Source organism: Petrotoga miotherma DSM 10691 (assembly GCF_002895605.1).
Classification (GTDB): Bacteria; Thermotogota; Thermotogae; order Petrotogales; family Petrotogaceae; genus Petrotoga; species Petrotoga miotherma.
This window is the reverse complement of the sequence record NZ_AZRM01000026.1, coordinates 1-16,873: the sequence shown is the minus strand read 5'-3', so window position 1 is coordinate 16,873 and position 16,873 is coordinate 1. Positions and strand designations below refer to the sequence as shown.

General features: G+C 34.5%; 15 protein-coding genes. 6 read left to right on the top strand and 9 right to left on the bottom strand.

The features are described from left to right. Positions 1-4: 4 nt before the first annotated feature. Genes atpG through atpC form a run of 3 tightly spaced genes read left to right on the top strand, consistent with a single transcriptional unit; the run spans position 5 to position 2,671 of the window. Positions 5-832, top strand: a complete 828-nt coding sequence (gene atpG / locus X928_RS05260; RefSeq protein WP_103078817.1) for an ATP synthase F1 subunit gamma — start codon at positions 5-7, stop codon at positions 830-832. A gap of 11 nt (positions 833-843) precedes the next feature. Then, a complete protein-coding gene (atpD, locus tag X928_RS05255) occupies positions 844-2,247 on the top strand; it encodes a F0F1 ATP synthase subunit beta (protein ID WP_103078816.1) in 1,404 nt (467 codons plus the stop codon). A 25-nt stretch (positions 2,248-2,272) separates the two neighbouring features. Continuing rightward, entirely contained in the window at positions 2,273-2,671 is a 399-nt protein-coding gene (gene atpC / locus X928_RS05250; protein ID WP_103078815.1) for an ATP synthase F1 subunit epsilon, read from the top strand. A 12-nt stretch (positions 2,672-2,683) separates the two neighbouring features. Here the strand turns inward: atpC and X928_RS05245 are convergent, their stop codons facing one another. From X928_RS05245 to X928_RS05235, 3 genes are read right to left on the bottom strand one after another with little or no spacing between them, the layout of a single operon-like run. Beyond that, positions 2,684-3,391, bottom strand: a complete 708-nt coding sequence (locus X928_RS05245) for a hypothetical protein (protein WP_103078814.1) — start codon at positions 3,389-3,391, stop codon at positions 2,684-2,686. 1 nt (position 3,392) lies between these two features. Then, on the bottom strand, positions 3,393-3,956 hold the full coding sequence (locus X928_RS05240; protein ID WP_103076360.1) for a hypothetical protein: 564 nt from the start codon (positions 3,954-3,956) through the stop codon (positions 3,393-3,395). Beyond that, complete coding sequence (locus X928_RS05235; protein ID WP_103078813.1) at positions 3,953-5,371, bottom strand: aminopeptidase; 1,419 nt, start codon at positions 5,369-5,371, stop codon at positions 3,953-3,955. Before X928_RS05235 ends, X928_RS05240 begins: the two co-directional genes overlap by 4 nt. Positions 5,372-5,721: 350 nt before the next feature. Between X928_RS05235 and glpX the strand changes: the two genes are divergently transcribed. Then, entirely contained in the window at positions 5,722-6,750 is a 1,029-nt protein-coding gene (glpX, locus tag X928_RS05230) for a class II fructose-bisphosphatase (protein WP_103078812.1), read from the top strand. Here glpX and X928_RS05225 read toward each other — a convergent pair whose 3' ends face one another. Genes X928_RS05225 through lspA form a run of 5 tightly spaced genes read right to left on the bottom strand, consistent with a single transcriptional unit; the run spans position 6,751 to position 12,715 of the window. Further along, the gene (locus X928_RS05225) at positions 6,751-7,806 is read right to left on the bottom strand and encodes a lysylphosphatidylglycerol synthase transmembrane domain-containing protein (RefSeq protein WP_103078811.1); all 1,056 of its coding nucleotides are present in this window, start codon (positions 7,804-7,806) and stop codon (positions 6,751-6,753) included. Further along, complete coding sequence (locus X928_RS05220; RefSeq protein ID WP_103078810.1) at positions 7,793-8,854, bottom strand: glycosyltransferase family 4 protein; 1,062 nt, start codon at positions 8,852-8,854, stop codon at positions 7,793-7,795. The genes X928_RS05225 and X928_RS05220 overlap by 14 nt, the downstream gene beginning before the upstream one ends. Before the next feature lie 24 nt (positions 8,855-8,878). After that, positions 8,879-11,311, bottom strand: coding sequence for a helix-hairpin-helix domain-containing protein (locus X928_RS05215; protein ID WP_103078809.1), 2,433 nt, complete (start codon positions 11,309-11,311; stop codon positions 8,879-8,881). 14 nt (positions 11,312-11,325) lie between these two features. Beyond that, on the bottom strand, positions 11,326-12,285 hold the full coding sequence (locus X928_RS05210) for an RluA family pseudouridine synthase (protein WP_103078808.1): 960 nt from the start codon (positions 12,283-12,285) through the stop codon (positions 11,326-11,328). Beyond that, complete coding sequence (lspA, locus tag X928_RS05205) at positions 12,260-12,715, bottom strand: signal peptidase II (protein ID WP_103078807.1); 456 nt, start codon at positions 12,713-12,715, stop codon at positions 12,260-12,262. The genes X928_RS05210 and lspA overlap by 26 nt, the downstream gene beginning before the upstream one ends. 433 nt (positions 12,716-13,148) lie before the next feature. Here lspA and X928_RS05200 point away from each other — a divergent pair, with 433 nt between their 5' ends. After that, a complete protein-coding gene (locus X928_RS05200; protein WP_103078806.1) occupies positions 13,149-14,438 on the top strand; it encodes an O-acetylhomoserine aminocarboxypropyltransferase/cysteine synthase family protein in 1,290 nt (429 codons plus the stop codon). Positions 14,439-14,486: 48 nt separating this feature from the next. After that, entirely contained in the window at positions 14,487-15,416 is a 930-nt protein-coding gene (gene metA, locus X928_RS05195) for a homoserine O-acetyltransferase MetA (protein ID WP_103078805.1), read from the top strand. Between the two features lie 73 nt (positions 15,417-15,489). Here metA and ackA read toward each other — a convergent pair whose 3' ends face one another. Further along, entirely contained in the window at positions 15,490-16,695 is a 1,206-nt protein-coding gene (gene ackA, locus X928_RS05190; RefSeq protein ID WP_103078804.1) for an acetate kinase, read from the bottom strand. Positions 16,696-16,873 lie beyond the last annotated feature (178 nt).

The following is a 16,873-nucleotide window of genomic DNA, read 5'->3' as shown; positions in this document are numbered from 1 at the left end:
TCAATTGAGTCGTGGTAATTTAAGAGCCATTAAAAGAAGGATCGCCTCTACAGAATCTACGATGCAAATAACAAGAGCCATGCAAATGGTTGCAACAGCTAGGCTCAACAAAATACAGAAGCGATGGAAAGGTGTAAAAGATTATTCTAACTACACAGAAAGAATTCTGAAAAAAGTTCCCTTTGTTGAAGAAAGCTTATACACTCAAAATGGTGAAGGTTCTTTAATTTTTGTGATCACCCCAGACATGGGATTAGCCGGCTCATTTCCATCTGATTTAGTAAAAGAAGCTTTAAGGGCGAAATCTAAGCTGGAAGATTTTAAAGGATACTTTGCATTGGGTGCAAAGGGGTATTCAGGTTTAAAGAGTGAAACAGTCTTGGAAAAAGAGATAAATTTATTCGATATTCCAAAGGTTGACCATGCGGAGTATTTGCTGGAAATTATTTTCCAAATTATGGAGAATAAAGGCATTAGTAAACTGAAAGTTGTATATGGAGAGTTAAAAAATGCCTTGATACAGTTACCAAAAACTTATGATCTACTTCCGATAACAAGAGATAAATTTGAAATAGATGCCAGATACGAATACGAACCCGAGGAAGAAAAAGTGTTTGAGGATGCTGCATATCAGTATCTTCTCTCTAAAATGTATCTATTTTTATTTGAAACCAAGTTGAGTGAACTTCATGCCCGACAAAACGCAATGAAAAACGCCACGGATAATGCACATGATTTAATAGAAGAGTTGAACCTTGAATACAACAAGCAAAGACAAGCCTCTATTACCCAAGAGTTGATAGAGATTGTTAATGGGGCGAATATGCAATAGGAGGTAATTCGATGCAAGATCAAAAAGGTAAAATAATATCTGTTATTGGACCTGTCGTCGATGTGAAATTCCCCGAAGGCCAACTACCTAACGTTTACGATGCTTTAAAAGTAAAAAACGAATACTCAGGAGAGGAATTAGTTCTTGAAGTCGAGCAATTAATCGGAGACGATACAGCTAGATGTGTTGCGATGGATTCTACCGATGGTATAAGAAGAGGGCAAGAGGTTATCAACACACAAGAGTCCATAAAAGTTCCTGTTGGAGATACTACATTGGGAAGGATGTTCAACCTTTTGGGGAAACCTATCGATGAAAAAGGAGAGGTTGAAGGGGAAGAGTACTGGCCAATCCACAGGGACCCTCCATCGCTAAATGAACAAGATACATCGATTGAGATTTTAGAGACGGGTATTAAATGTATAGATCTTTTGGCTCCGTTCCCGAGAGGCGGGAAAATAGGATTTTTCGGTGGAGCTGGGGTTGGTAAGACCGTTCTTGTTATGGAACTTATAAGGAATATCGCTAAAGAGCACCAAGGAATCTCTGTGTTTGCAGGTGTAGGTGAAAGAACCAGGGAAGGTAACGATCTTTGGTTGGAAATGCAAGAGACAGGGGTCATTGATAGCACGGCGTTGGTGTTCGGTCAGATGAATGAGCCACCTGGGGCAAGGTTCAGGGTTCCTCTAACCGCGTTAACAATCTCAGAATACTTTAGGGATAAGCAAAAAAAAGATGTCTTACTTTTCATAGATAATATATTCAGGTTTGTTCAAGCAGGATCAGAGGTGTCGGCTTTACTAGGAAGAATGCCCTCTGCTGTAGGATACCAGCCAACGTTGGCATCGGATATGGGGCAGTTGCAAGAGAGAATAACCTCCACAAAAGATGGTTCTATTACCTCAGTTCAGGCTATTTATGTTCCTGCGGACGATTTCACGGATCCCGCACCTGCCACTACTTTTGCCCATTTGGACGCAAATATAAACCTTTCAAGAAGACAGTCAGAGTTGGGACTTTATCCCGCAGTTGATCCATTAGATTCCACATCAAAGATGTTGGATCCCAACGTAGTTGGCCAAGAACATTACACTGTTGCAAGAGAAGTCAAAGAAGTTTTGCAAAGGTATGAGGATTTACAAGATATAATAGCCATTTTGGGTATAGAAGAATTGTCCGAGGAAGACAGGCAGGTAGTAAATAGAGCCAGAAGAATTCAAAGATTCTTAACTCAGCCTTTCTTTGTTGCAGAAAGGTTCACGAATTATTCGGGAAAGTATGTTAATGTAGAAGATACTATCAAAGGTTTTAAAGAAATACTTGAAGGGAAGCATGATGATTTACCTGAAAGCGCCTTTTATATGGTGGGAACGATAGAAGAAGCTGTAGAAAAAGCGAAAAAAATGAATGTATGAAGTGTTTTTAAGGCAGGTGGTGTAAATATTTAAATTCAAAGTTGTTACCCCAGAAGGGGTAAAGTATGAAGAAGATGTTCAGTATGTAGAATTTAAAACAAAAGAGGGATCAATGGGAACCTTAACTCAAAGATTGCCGATCGTGACATCTTTAAGGATTGCCCCGGTATCGATAAAAAAAGTTGATAACTCTGTGCAAAGTTTTGCCATCCATGGTGGTATTCTGGAAATGACCGGTGAAGAAATGACTATTGTTACCACAGCTGCTGAAAAATCGGAAGATATAGATATCGAAGCCGCAAGGAATGCTATGGAAAGTGCCCAAGAAGAGATAAAAGAAACTGAAGATAAGTTTAAAAAAATCAAATTACAAACTAGAATTGAAAAGAATCTTTTGAGGGTCAATATGTCAAAAAGGAAATAAAAGGTTTCTTAACTATCTTTGAATGAGGTCTATTTTGGTTTTTATCCTTTGTAAATCACTGTAATTTTTTTCTAAATAATTGTCTTTAATAGTCTTTAAATAGCCTAAGTTCAGCCATATTTTTCCCCTTTCTTTCAACGAGGTTTTATCTTCCTCTAAAATAGAAGGGGAAAATATTTTTTGATCTGTTAGAACGTATGCGAGCAAATTATTAGCTAAGTCTTGATTATTGCCAGCCACAGAACTTTTGCTGAATACGAGGTCAACTTCTTGAATCTTCAAAGTTGCTATAACAGCCGGATTTGTCACTTCTTCGGGAAGGATAAAAGAGATTTTATAAGAGTTTATTGAGAATAATCTATAAGGTAAACTTTTTTCCTGGTTTATGAAGATAACTTGATTGTTGAAAAGTTTGAGAATATCGTTTTTTAAAAATAGAATCAAATGAATTCCGTAAATATTGACAATTTCAGAAATTAAGTGTAATTTGCGATAGGGGATATTTTTGTTAGAGGAGAAGAAAAAGATATAAAAGCCTTGGTTAATACCATCAGCAAGCTGTTTTATTAAGTTTTTTGAAGATAATTTTTTTATTAGGTATATACCTAAACTGTTCTTGTTATAACTTTTTGGTTCTTCATTGATTGTTTTTAAAGACTCAAACAATTCTTTTTTGAGAAAGTTATAATGTAACTTTAAGAACAGATCGCGCGCCCTCATTCTATCTCAGCACCTTGACATCATAGGTGTGAATCGTTTCTTTCAAATCTGATAAATACTTCCCAAAAGAATATATATAATTTTTACTCTTTTTAAAATCAAGTGTGAAATAAATAGCGTTTTTGATCACGAATTCGTTTTTGTAATTGGGAACGATGTAGGATACCGTAGTTTCGTTTTTCGCTGTGTTGATAATTATCGCCGGGATTTTTACACTTCTCAAATTTGACTGTATATGTAGAAGTACTTTTCTTTCTAAACTTTCAGAAAAGTTCAACGATAGAACGATTAAATCCACTTGGTACAAAAGATTCAAGAAATAAAATTCAAAATTTAGAGCATCGTTGGTAAACCCGAAAGATAATAAAATATCTTTTTCCGTTATGAACCTATTATCCTTGTTTAAATATGTTTTGTTCCTGTTTATATGACATTCTACATACTCTTTGTTATTGATAGCAATAACCTCAGATTGGTCGTTTAAAGACCAACCTGAGGTTGATAATATTAAATCAAAATCAAAAAATTCCATCGCATTTGCTGAGTTTCCTACAAAAATTCTCATTTTCCAAATTTTTCGTAAAAAGTTTTATACGCCAAATAAGTCTCGTATATATCCGCTTTTGATGCTACCTCATACGGAGAATGCATCCCCAAAAGCGGAACGCCAGCATCCAAAACGTCTAAACCTTTCTCGGAAAAGAAAAGGGCTATGGTTCCTCCTCCGCCTCTATCTACTTTTCCCAATTCTCCTATTTGCCAAGATACACCTTCTTTATTGAAAAGATTTCTAATTTTTCCTACTAATTCAGCATTTGCATCGTTTGTTCTTCCTTTGCCCCCTGAACCTGTGTATTTCATAAGAGTTATACCGTAACCCAATTTTGGAGCATTGGATAAATCGTGAGCTTCTTTGTAGTTCGGATCTACAGCAGCTGAAACATCAGCTGAAAGCAAAGTAGAATTGGTAAGGATTTCTTCTATGTTTTGAAGTAATTCTTCCTCTTTTGCTAAAGCGGCAATTTTCTTCAACACGTAGATCCAAAAATGATTTTTTGCACCTGTATTTCCATCGCTACCTATTTCTTCTTTATCGACTAGTAAAACTGCCGGGTTCTTTACAGAAGTTTGTGCATCAATTAAAGCGGTTAATCCTGTGTAGGCACAAACCCTATCGTCGTGTCCGTACGAAGCTAAAAGGCTTTTATCTAGACCTACATCTCTGGCAGGAAGTGCAGGAACGATTTCCAATTCAGCACTGACTAAGTCTTCTTCTACGATTCCATATTTATCATTCAAAATCTTCAAGATATTTAACTTAACCGGATTTTTAATTTTATCGGTTTCATCGTAGGAGATTGCAGTAGTACCAACTAGCAAATTCATCTTTTCAGCTTCAAATGCTTCCGAAACCTTTTTATTAGCTAAATCTCTATCCAAATGAGGCAGTAAATCTGATATTACAAATACTGGATCATTTTCGTCTTGTCCTATGGAAACTTCTATTTTACTACCGTTGTTTTTTATTACTACGCCATGTAATTCAAGTGGTATGTTGAACCACTGATACTTCTTCACTCCACCATAATAATGAGTCTTCGCCATCGCAATATTCTCATCTTCCACTATTGGTTCGGGTTTTAAATCAAACCTTGGCGAATCTATGTGGGCACCTACTATGTTGATGCCATCCTTCAAAGGATTGTTGTACTTCAAAGCAAATATTGCTTTGTCTCTGTTTACAAAGTAAACTTTAGCCCCTTTCTCTATCTTTCCAGAGTTCACATAATAAGAAAGAGGTTTGAAACCGTTTTTTTCAAGGAGCTCCACTGAGTATGAAGCGGCCTTTCTTTCAGTTTTAGAAAAGTTGATAAAATCCTTGTACTGTGAAGAATACTTATCGATATCTTCTCTGTTTCTTTTGCTCCATACACTTTTCTTTTGAAAAGTTAAACTTTTTTCTAACTCTGTTAGGTCCATTAGATCACCTCCAATGAAATTTTACCATATTTTTTTGAAAATAAGCACAGTTAAATAATTTTTTATGAAGTTTTGGTTTGTGTATACTCAAATAATCCGTTTATACTTAATTAGGAAGAAATATTCGCCAATAGAATTGATTACGATATTTAAACTTTAATTTTCTTGAAATTTATTGTTTGTTTAAACTGTATAAAAATATTATAATAGAAATGCTTATGAAAGATAAAATTGCAGGGCGAAGGGGGAAAGACTTCTTTATTTTTGGGCGGGCTGCAGGGCGAAGGGGCGCTAACACAAGTTTTAAAGTTCTTAAAGACAATTAAAAATTTTTGTGAGGAGGGACTTTTATGGAAAAGAAGATTTATCCAGAGTTGACTATGGATTTTGTAAGGGTTACAGAATCATCAGCCTTGATGAGTAGTTTGTACTTGGGTTGTGGTAATCTGGAAATGATTAAGCATAGTTCCATTGATGCTATGAGAGGTATGTTTGATTACATAGACTTTAAAGGGAATATAGTAATGAGTAAATATGCTAAAGAAAATTCAAAGATGTTGTACGTAGGTGAAAAAGTGGGTAGTTGGCAAGATAACACTTCTGAAATGGATTTGGCGGTGGACGCTATAGACGGCGTGAAATTAGCTGCTTTCGGCCTGCCAAATGCCATAAGTGCGGTTGCTGCCACAGTGGCGGGAGGTATTAAATTACTGCCGACTTTTTATTCATTTAAACTTGCTGTAGGTCGTGAATTAAAAGGTAAATTGGATTTAAGAAAACCTATGAAAGAGAATATAAAAATTGCAAGTGAGGTTTTGGGAATTGCACCTACGGAACTAACTTTTGTTATTTTGAATAGGCAAAGGCATGAAGAGATTATAGAAGAGATTAAAGAAGCTGGTTCGAGAATAAAATTAATAAGTGATGGGGATATTACAGCAGCCATAGCAACCGCAGTTCCCGATAGTGGGGTGGATATATATGTTGGTATTGGAGGGACTCTTGAAGGGATACTCTCAGCTGCTGCTTTAAAAACGTTAGGTGGAGAAATTCAAATGAAATTATGGACAAGAGATAGAATTGAAGAACAATCGATCAAGGAAAAAGGTTGGGACCTTGAAAAAATCTTTTATACCGATGAAATAGTTGGTGGGGAAGATGTAATATTTTCTGCAACGGGTATAACCGATGGAGATCTTTTAAAAGGTGTGAAATTTGTAAAAGGTTTTGCTTACACTCATACGCTTACGATGAGAAGTAAGAGTGCTACTATAAGAAAAATCGAGTCTATGCATAATTTGAAAAATAAAACTATAAGGTTAAAATCTCTGGAAGAGGATAAAAGATTAATCGATTTGAGAAGCGAGTATATTAATTAATTAGGTCGAAACACCTTTTTCTTTTGTCCTTGTCATAAGTAAGATTACCCCTTCAAAGGCTATTTGTAAATAATAAGTTGCGAATCTCCACAACAATATAGTTGTAGAAACGAATCTTCCAGGCATAAATCCTGCAAGAACTATACCATACAATGTCTCTACACCCCCTGTGGACCCTGGGGTGGGTATATAATAGATGACAAAGTTCATTATTATAAAAAGTATGAATATTTCAAGGATGCTGTAATTTCCTGACGTAATTGATGTTAGAGCAAAATACAAACCAAGGGAATGAAAAAAAACAATGAAACCTCCCAGTATAAAGTCAACTGCAACTATATGTGCCTTTTCGATCCATAGTGTTTTAATACTTAACTTTAGCTCTTCTAACCAATTTTCTAGCTTTTGTAATCTTTGTTCGAATTTCGATTTATTTTTTAATGGGAATATCTTTAGTAAGAAATTAAAAAATTTATATAGCAGTTTTGGGTTTAAGAATATTAAAATTAACAAAGCTGAAAACCCCAAAGCGGCTATTATACCAACGATAAGTATATATTTCCCAGTTCCTATTCTGCCTAAAATACTCATCACTCTTCTTATGAAAATTAAGATAATGGCAGAAGAAAACAGTAAATTTTCTACAAGTCTTGACAACACTATATTTGTAGCCAAAGTTGACTCTATTCCTAATTTTGTAAGATGATATATTTGATAAGGTTGACCACCACTAGCCATTGGTGTGATGTTTGACATAAAATAGTATGAAATGGTATTATAAATGGCATCCTTAAACTTTATTTTTTTGTGGAAACTTAATGTTACTATGTACAATCTTATTAAATCTATCAAATAAGCCATAGAGAAAACTACGAATACCTTCACAATAAAAAATAGATTGACAGTTTTAAGAGTATCGAAGGTTTCTTGGAAATCTGCAAAAAATGAGATCACAATGTTGATGACTAAACCAATAATTAAAACTACGATTAGATTAATGATTATTTTTTTTCTACTAAGTGTGCTTTCATTTTCCTTGCCTTTATCTTCGGACATTTTTTCCTCCTGTATGGATTTTTTGCTTTATACCTTCTTCATAGATATTTTTTAATTTTATAAAGGCTTTTTCATCACTATAATTTTCAAATAATTGGTAAGATTTTTTCTCGTATTCAGCGTACAACTCTTTGTTAATATTAAGTTTTTTGATTATCTCAACAAAATCTTCCACTGAATTACCAGATAAATAGTTAGGAGAAAATATTTGTTTGTAAACTGGTAAATCTCTAAGAACTAAAGGTAAACCACTTCCAGCTGCTTCAATTACAACCAAGCCAAAGGTTTCATGAAAGGAAGGAGAGAAGAAAATGTCGGATAAAGAATAATAATCGATCATTTTTTCTCTGTTTATGGTTCCGGTAAAATTAACATTATTAGGAGCCTTTTTTATCAATATGTTCATTTCTTCATAACCCTCGGTGAACTGTTTAAAAGGCATTCCACCGGTCCAAATGAACTTCATGTTCTGTAATCGTTTAGCGGTTTCCACAAAATCTGTTATACCTTTTCTGGGTTGTATTTGTCCGGCACCCAAAATTATGAAATCATCATCATTATACCCGTGTTTTTTTCTTAAATAAGATTTTTTGTTGTATTTTTCCTCCGGCTTTGTGAAAAATAATTCTTTTATGACAAAGTTTCTGAAGACCACAATTTTATTTGGATTTATCTGGAGATCCTTAATCAGTTCATTTTTGGTCTCTTCACTAACGGCTAAAATGCAGTCAGAAGAGTTGTAGAAATATTTTAAATATCTATTGAAAAAAGGTAACCATAGTTTATTGAATTTTATACTTCCTTTCAATGAATTAGGAACTATGTGAGCGGAAATCACACAAAAAGATTTTTTCTTATTCTTTAGCAACGATAAGAAGCTTTTTATGTTGAGAGTATGGATATGTAAAACATCATAATTCCCTAAAATTTTGTTCTCATATATCGTGTAATCACTATATTTTTTTAAAATGTATTTGTGATCTAAGGTAGCAGAATATACCCCTTGACCAGGGTATTTCTCAGCTATTGATAAAATATTGATTTTCATTTTTTCCCTTCTCAAAATCGGAATTTAAATGTGTTTTATAAGCCTTTTTAAGTTTTTGTTATAAACTCTTGAATAGATCATAGCAGAGTTATCTACTATAAAATCTCTGTAGACATAACCATCAAGGTAAACCTTTTGTCTATTTAGATATTTATCTATCAACGTATTAGATAGCCCTTTTTGGGACATTAAACTCAATGGAAATCCTATACTTTCTATTTCGTATTGCGCGTAGTCTTGTAAGGTTGTTTCAACCTTTTTAGTTGATTTTTGTTCTCTCTCTCCAAATAACGTACTTTTTATATCTTCTAACTGTTGAACTTTTCCTTTCATCCGTTGAGTGGTTTCTCTTAGTAGATTTTTACGGTTGTTGTTGAAATAATCTAATGCGCCGGATTTGATTATTAATTCCACAATATTTCTATTGATATTTTTGTTAATTATGAAATTAAAAAAATCTTCTAAGCTTGAGAGTTTCGCTTCTTCAAATATTTGAGAAATATTTTTACCTATTCCTTTAATTATATACAAAGGCATTATTAGATCTGTTTTACTAGCCAAACCAAATGGATATCTAATGTCTGGTAACTTTATTTTTACTCCTAAAAGCGATGCTTCATTTATTATATCAATATCAATGCCTTTTATTTTAACATATTCTAAGAAGAAATGTGAAGGATCTTTGAATTTTTTTTCTGATAACCAGTATGTGATGTGAGCATAAGCTACCGCATGAGATTTATTAAAGGCATACTGAGCAAAGTTTTCTATCTGAGAAAACAATAAGGTTGCTTCTTTTTCGCCTATCTTTTTTGAGGCGTTGGTAATAAATTTGGTTTTGAAGGTTGTGATTTTGTCTTTTTCTTTTTTAGATACTGCCTTTCTCAACAAATCTGATTCTTGTGGAGAAAATCCTCCTAAGATTTGAGCAATTTTCATTATCTGTTCTTGGTAAATTAAGACGCCCTTTGTCTCGGGGAAGATTTTTTTCAAATATTCTGGTGAGTCTTCATTAACGTATTGATCTATCATCCCGGATTCAAGGGGTCCGGGTCTGTTGATGGCTAAGAGTAAGATTAGCTCTTCAAAATCTTTAGGTTTTATTCTTTGGGTTAATTTTTGCCCTAATTTTGAGTCCAATTGGAAGATACCTTTTGTCAATCCTTTGGATAGGTAATGGAAAGTTTTTGAATCGCTAAGTTCTCGGTACTTTTCTTCTATCTGTAATTTTTTTAAGAAAGTCAACGTGTCCAAAGCTAAAATGTCGAACTTTTCCACTCCTAAATATTTTAAATCAGACATTTCCCATTCTATTATTGGTACTTCCTTGAACCCCCTTCGGGGTGTTTCTTTTTCTTCAATAGGAGAAAAAGTTCTAAGGTCATTTTGGGAAATTATCAAACCCGCTGCATGAACAGACTCTGCTACTTCTATTCCTTCAAGATAGTAAGCGACATAAAAAAAGGTTTTATCTTTTTTTGATAAAGATTTGAATTTATCGATGTTCTCTTTACTTCTTATTGGAGCGTTTATTTTAGCTTCTAAATTGTATCCAAGTAGTTCTTCTGTCTTTTTTAAAGCGGATTTGATTTTCATAGTAGAATAAGTTCTGATTTGAGAGATCTTATATTCTCCCACTTCTTTTTGCAAAGCCTTTATTAGATCAACTCTTTTTTCCGCATCGATATCCAGGTCTATATCGGGTAATTCATGCCTGTATTCGTTTAGAAATCTTTCGAACAGGAGATCGTATTCAATAGGATTCACCTTAGTTATTCCCAATTTATAAACTAAGAAAGAACCTACAGCGGAGCCTCTTCCGGGTCCAACAGAGATACCATTTTTTTTAGCGGTGTCAACGACTTTTTTTACCGTTAAAATATAATTTTTTACCCCTAGCTTTTTTATTATTTCCAACTCGTAGGATAATCGTCTTTTTTCTTCGAAGGTTAGATCTTTTTGTGAAACAATGTCTGTTAAATTATAGTCAGTGACTTTGTATTCATCAAATCTATAATTTCTTATATTGTAATAAGTTGCTATATTTGAGAAAATAGATAGTTCATTTTGATATTTTAAACCGTCTTTAATACAAAGAGATTCTTCATCTTTAAATATATCTTTTAAAACGCCAGTTGGATACTTCACGTAGGGAAGATCCATTTCGATTTTTTTCAATCTTAGGTTGTTTCCTAATCCGTTGTAATGCATTATAGCTGATCTAATATCATTGTTTGTTTGCAATAAGTACTTGCCGTCTACCGTTTCATACAGGATTATTGGCTTAATTCTGTACTTTTGGGCATGAGCGATAAAACTCACCCATGATCTTGGGTGGGGTTCTGATAGGACTATGCAATTGAACCCATACCTTTTTGCTATGGGGAAAAGGTCCCTTAGCTGAAGATAGGATTTACCAATACTTTTTGAAGTTACCACGGGTCCTAAGATCTTCACTAGCAGATCCTCCGTCAAGAATTTCGCCCTTTTAGGTTTGTTAGAGTGATCAACAGATTTTTAAAATCATCGGGTAAGGGAGCCAAAAATTCCATCCATTCGTTACTTTTTGGGTGGTAAAAACCTAATTTCAATGCATGGAGCATTTGTCTGTCTACAGGTATTTGAAGATTCTTTGCTATTTTATTTTTTCCATACAAAGAATCCCCGATTACTGGATTACCGATGTATTTGAAATGCACTCTGATTTGATGGGTTCTTCCTGTTTTAAGCCTTATCCAAACCAACGTGGCAAGATCTCCAAATTCTTTTAACACTTTGTATTCAGTTAACGCTTCTCTTCCGTTGTACACAACAGCCCTTTTGTGCCTTAAAATAGGATGTCTTCCCAACGGTAAGTTTATTTCTCCTTCTTTTTCTTTCAGTGTTCCTTCAATTAGGGCTAAATAGTATTTCATTGTCTTTCTTTCTTTGAATTCTTTTGAAAGTAAGTGATGTGAAAAAGCATTTTTTGCTACGACTAACACACCAGAGGTTTCTTTGTCCAATCTATGAACAATTCCTAATCTAGTAGCATCTTGCATCTTTTTGTCAAGATCCTTTACATGGTACATTAGGGCGTTAACCAAAGTACCAGTTTTAATACTCGGTGTTGGATGTACTATCAAACCAGCAGGTTTGTTAATGACGATTAATTCCTCATCTTCATACAGTATATTCAATGGTATATTTTCTGGTAAGATTTCCTCTTCTTTGGTTTCTTCTACCACTTCATGAAAATCTATTTGAATTTCGTCGCCTTGTTTAACTTTGTAATGAGGTTTCTTTTGAGATCCGTTGACGGTAATTTGTCCTTTAGTTATGGCGTTTTGGATGAGATTCCTAGAAATTTCAATAGGCATTTTTTCGACGATGTATACGTCGAGCCTTTTTTGTTCATCTTCTTTTTCAACTTTGTACATTCTTTTTTCCATATTTGCTCCTTTTAAAAAAATGGTATAATAAAATCACGCCACCAAAAGTCACGAATATATCAGCTACGTTGAATATAGAAAAATTTGGCCAATATATCATATCTACAACGTATCCTAACCTAATTCTATCAAAGATATTACCTAAAGCTCCTCCTATGATAAAAGTGATACCCAAGTCAAAAGAAGTAGTAAAAAACTTATATTTTTCTTTGTATTTTTCTTTTAAGATAAAAAGAAAAATTACTATTAGTGTAGAGAAGACTCCATGAAACAAAGCCATGCCTTTAAAAAGTCCAAAGGCAATGCCTGTGTTTTCAACATAAGTCAATTGAAAAAATCCAATTTTAATGGTATTTTCTAGAAGAAACGTTTCTGAAAGTTTTTTAGTTAATTGGTCAAAAAAGATAATAATAGGTATAACCCAATTCATTTACTTAATCCCTTCTTTTTACTTTATTACAGCTGTTATTGATTATAACACTTTAGAGGTAAAAATTGCCACTTTACCGTTAAAAATCTCATTAATCTGGCTGTTGACAGAAGCCTTACTTCAACCATATTGGGGTGGAGCCTTAGTCCTCCTTCCTTATGGGTGAGGAGAGTTTGCTGTATTGTGCAAACTATGTTTTTTTGCAGCTTTGTGCAAAATGCTTCTTTATAATACCTTTGCGAAGCTTTTGCCGTTTTATGCAAAAAGCATTTTCATAATGCTTTAGAAGTAATATCCAAATTCTCATTTGCGAAGCAAATGATGCACGGGGATCTTAAGGGGTTTACCCCTTAACGATTCGGCAAAGGGGCGCTAACACAAGTTTTAGAGTTTCTCAAATCACTATAATTTTAAACAAATGAGGAGGAAAAACATGGAAGAAAGAAATCACAACTTTGATACTTTAATGGTTCATGCGGGTTTTGAAAAAGAGCCGACCACCGGGGCTAACGTAGTACCAATTTACCAGACTTCATCTTATACCTTTGAAGACTCAGCTCATGCCCTTAGGCTTTTCAACATGGAAGAATCCGGGAATATATATACACGTATAATGAACCCAACGACCGATGTTTTGGAGAAAAGAGTTGCTGCTTTGGAAGGTGGTGTAGGTGCTTTAGCTACTTCTTCAGGGCAAGCTGCAGAAGCGATTGCGGTGTTAAACATTATGGAAGAAGGAGATGAAATACTTACAGCAAGCTCTTTGTATGGTGGAACTTTCACATTATTTAAAAATTCTTTGAGTAAATTTGGAATAAAGCCCAACTTCTTTGATATTGACGATATGGATAGCTTGAAAAATAATATAAATAATCGGACAAAGGCGGTTTATGTGGAAACTATCGGGAATCCCGAACTTTCTGTACCTGATTTTGAGCGGATTTCTAAGATAGCTCATGAGAATGGTATTCCTTTGATCGTAGATAATACCTTCGCCACACCTTACCTGTGCAAACCTTTCGAATTTGGTGCTGATATCGTTGTTCACTCTTTAACCAAATATTTGAACGGGCACGGTAATTCAATTGGTGGAATTATCGTTGATAGTGGAAATTTCGACTGGAACAATGGTAAATTCGGTATGTTAACTGAAGAAGACCCTGCTTTTCATGGGATAAGCTTTTATAAAAGATTTGGCAACTCTGCCTATATCTCGAAAGCTCGTTCCCAATGGTTAAGAGATCTAGGTGCTTCAATAAGTCCTTTCAATTCTTTTTTAATATTGCAAGGCATTGAAACATTGAGTTTGAGAATGGAAAGACATTGTTCTAACGCAATGAAAATTGCAGAATTTCTATCCGGGGATTCGAGGGTGAGTTGGGTAAATTATCCGGGATTGAAAAATCATAAAACTCATAAAAATGCAGTTAAATATTTAAAACATGGTTTTGGAGGCATGCTTTCCTTTGGAGTAAAAGGTGGAGTAGAAGCAGGAAAAAGGTTTATTGAAGGGTTAAGAATATTTTCCCATGTTGCTAATGTTGGGGATGTTCGATCACTCGCCGTTCATCCGGCTAGCACTACGCATGGGCAGTTAAGTGAAGAAGAACAGTTGGCTTCTGGGGTAAGTCCTGATATGATTAGACTATCCGTTGGGATAGAAGACATAGATGATTTGATTGAGGATATTGATTCAGCTCTAACTAAAGCAACTAGTAATTAATAACCATTTTTTAAGTTCATCCGGGACAGAACGAAAGGAGTGTTAAAAATGCCTATAAAAATACCTGAAAACTTACCTGCTGCAGATGTATTGAGAAAAGAAAACATATTTCTAATGACTGAAGAGAGGGCGATACATCAAGATATAAGACCTTTAGAGATTGTTATTTTGAATCTAATGCCGAACAAGATAGTTGCCGAAACTCAATTATTGCGCTTGTTAGGAAACACCCCTTTGCAAGTAAATGTAGTGCTTTTAAAGATGGTATCACATAGCCACAAAAACGTATCGCAAGAGTACTTAGACACCTTTTATAAATCTTTTGATCAGATAAATCACAGAAAGTTTGATGGATTAATCATTACAGGAGCCCCTGTTGAAACTCTTGATTTTGAACAAGTGGATTATTGGGAAGAGTTGAAAAAAGTGATGGAGTGGTCAAAGAAAAATGTGTTCTCTACTCTTCATATTTGTTGGGGTGCACAAGCGGGGTTGTACTATCATTATGGTATAAACAAATATCATGTCTCAAGGAAGATATTCGGTGTATTCGAGCATTCGGTAAGTTGTGAAGACTCGCCATTGGTTAGAGGGTTTGATGATATTTTTTGGGTTCCTCATTCGAGACATACCCAAATCAAAAGGGAAGATGTAGAACCTATAAAAGAACTTATAATTTTAGCTGAGTCGAAAAAAGCTGGTGTTTATTTAGTTGAAAGGAAAGATGGTAGGCAAGTTTTTGTTACAGGACACCCGGAATACGATCCAGAGGTTTTAAAAAAAGAATACTATCGTGATTTAGAAAAAGGTATGGACATTGATATCCCTGTAAACTACTTCCCACATGATGATCCAGAAAAACGTCCCGTAGTAAGATGGCGAAGTCATGCTTATATTTTATTCAACAATTGGTTAAATTACTATGTTTATCAACAAACCCCATACAACCTTGATAATATTGACGAAGCAATTTTTTAAGAATCAAAAAAACTGTAGAGCTAACCTATTAGTTGCTCTACAGTTTCATTAACTTTATACAATATTTTAGAATTTAATTTTTGGTTGAAACCAATTCTTTTGTTTCTCTTGCTATCATAAGCTCTTCGTTTGTAGGAACTACCAACACTGCTACCTTAGAATCAGGAGTACTTATGATTCTTTCTAAGCCTTTAAAATTGTTTTTCTCTTTATCTATCTTTACACCAAGATAAGTTAAATACTTTTCACATATTTCTTCCCTTGTTACTGGAGAATTCTCTCCTACACCAGCGGTAAACACGATAACATCTACACCGTTCATCGCTGCCGCATAAGCTCCAATATACTTGGCTATCCTATACTCATAAATATCAAGTGCAAGCCGACAAACTTTGTCTCCTTCTAATGCTTTATCTTCAATATCCCTCATATCACTTGAGAAACCTTTCGTTATTCCATAGACTCCACTTTTATTGTTCAATATTTCTACTACTTCTTTTGCTGTTAATCCCTCTTCTTGAGCCAAAAATGAAACGATGGCAGGATCTATATCCCCACTTCTTGTTCCCATAACTAAACCCTCTAAAGGAGTGAATCCCATTGAAGTGTCGAAAGATTCACCATTTTTTACAGCGGCAATGGATGCCCCGTTTCCAATGTGTGAGGTTATGATTTTAAGAGTTTTTATATCTTTTCCCAATATCTCAGCCGCCCTTCTTGAAACATATTTATGGCTTGTGCCGTGGAACCCATAACGCCGTATCTTGTATTTTTCGTAGTACTCATAAGGAATTGCATACAAGAAAGAAGTCTTTGGCATAGTTTGGTGGAAAGAAGTATCAAATACCGCAATTTGTGGCACGTTGGGTAAAAGCTCTATCGCCGCCTTTATTCCCATGACATTTGCTGGATTGTGCAAAGGTGCCAAAAATGACATCATTTCAATTGCATCCAAAGACTCCTTATCAATAATAACAGAAGAAGAAAATCGTTCGCCCCCGTGCACCACTCTGTGTCCAACCGCATCTATTTCGTTTAGAGACGAAATGACCTTGTAATCTTCAGAAGTTAAGAGATCTAAAACTTCTTTTAATCCTTCTTCATGATTTTTTATAACCTTCTCTATAACATATTTTTCTTCGTTTTTTCTGTGGATGATTCTTGATCCTTCTATACCTATTCTTTCGACCAATCCTTTGGCTAAAACTTTTTCTGTATTCATTTCAAGAAGTTGATATTTAATTGAAGAACTACCTGAGTTGATTACTAAAACTTTCATGTTTTTCCTCCTCACGAAAACGATTTTTAACTGTTAAATTATACCTCAATATTGAAAAAATTTCAAATAAAAAGTATTCAAGCATAATAAATTCCAATAACCTATTTTGATGGTAGTTAATTATGACCTAACATATAAAAAACATCCGCATGAAGCGGATGTTTTGATGATACGATTT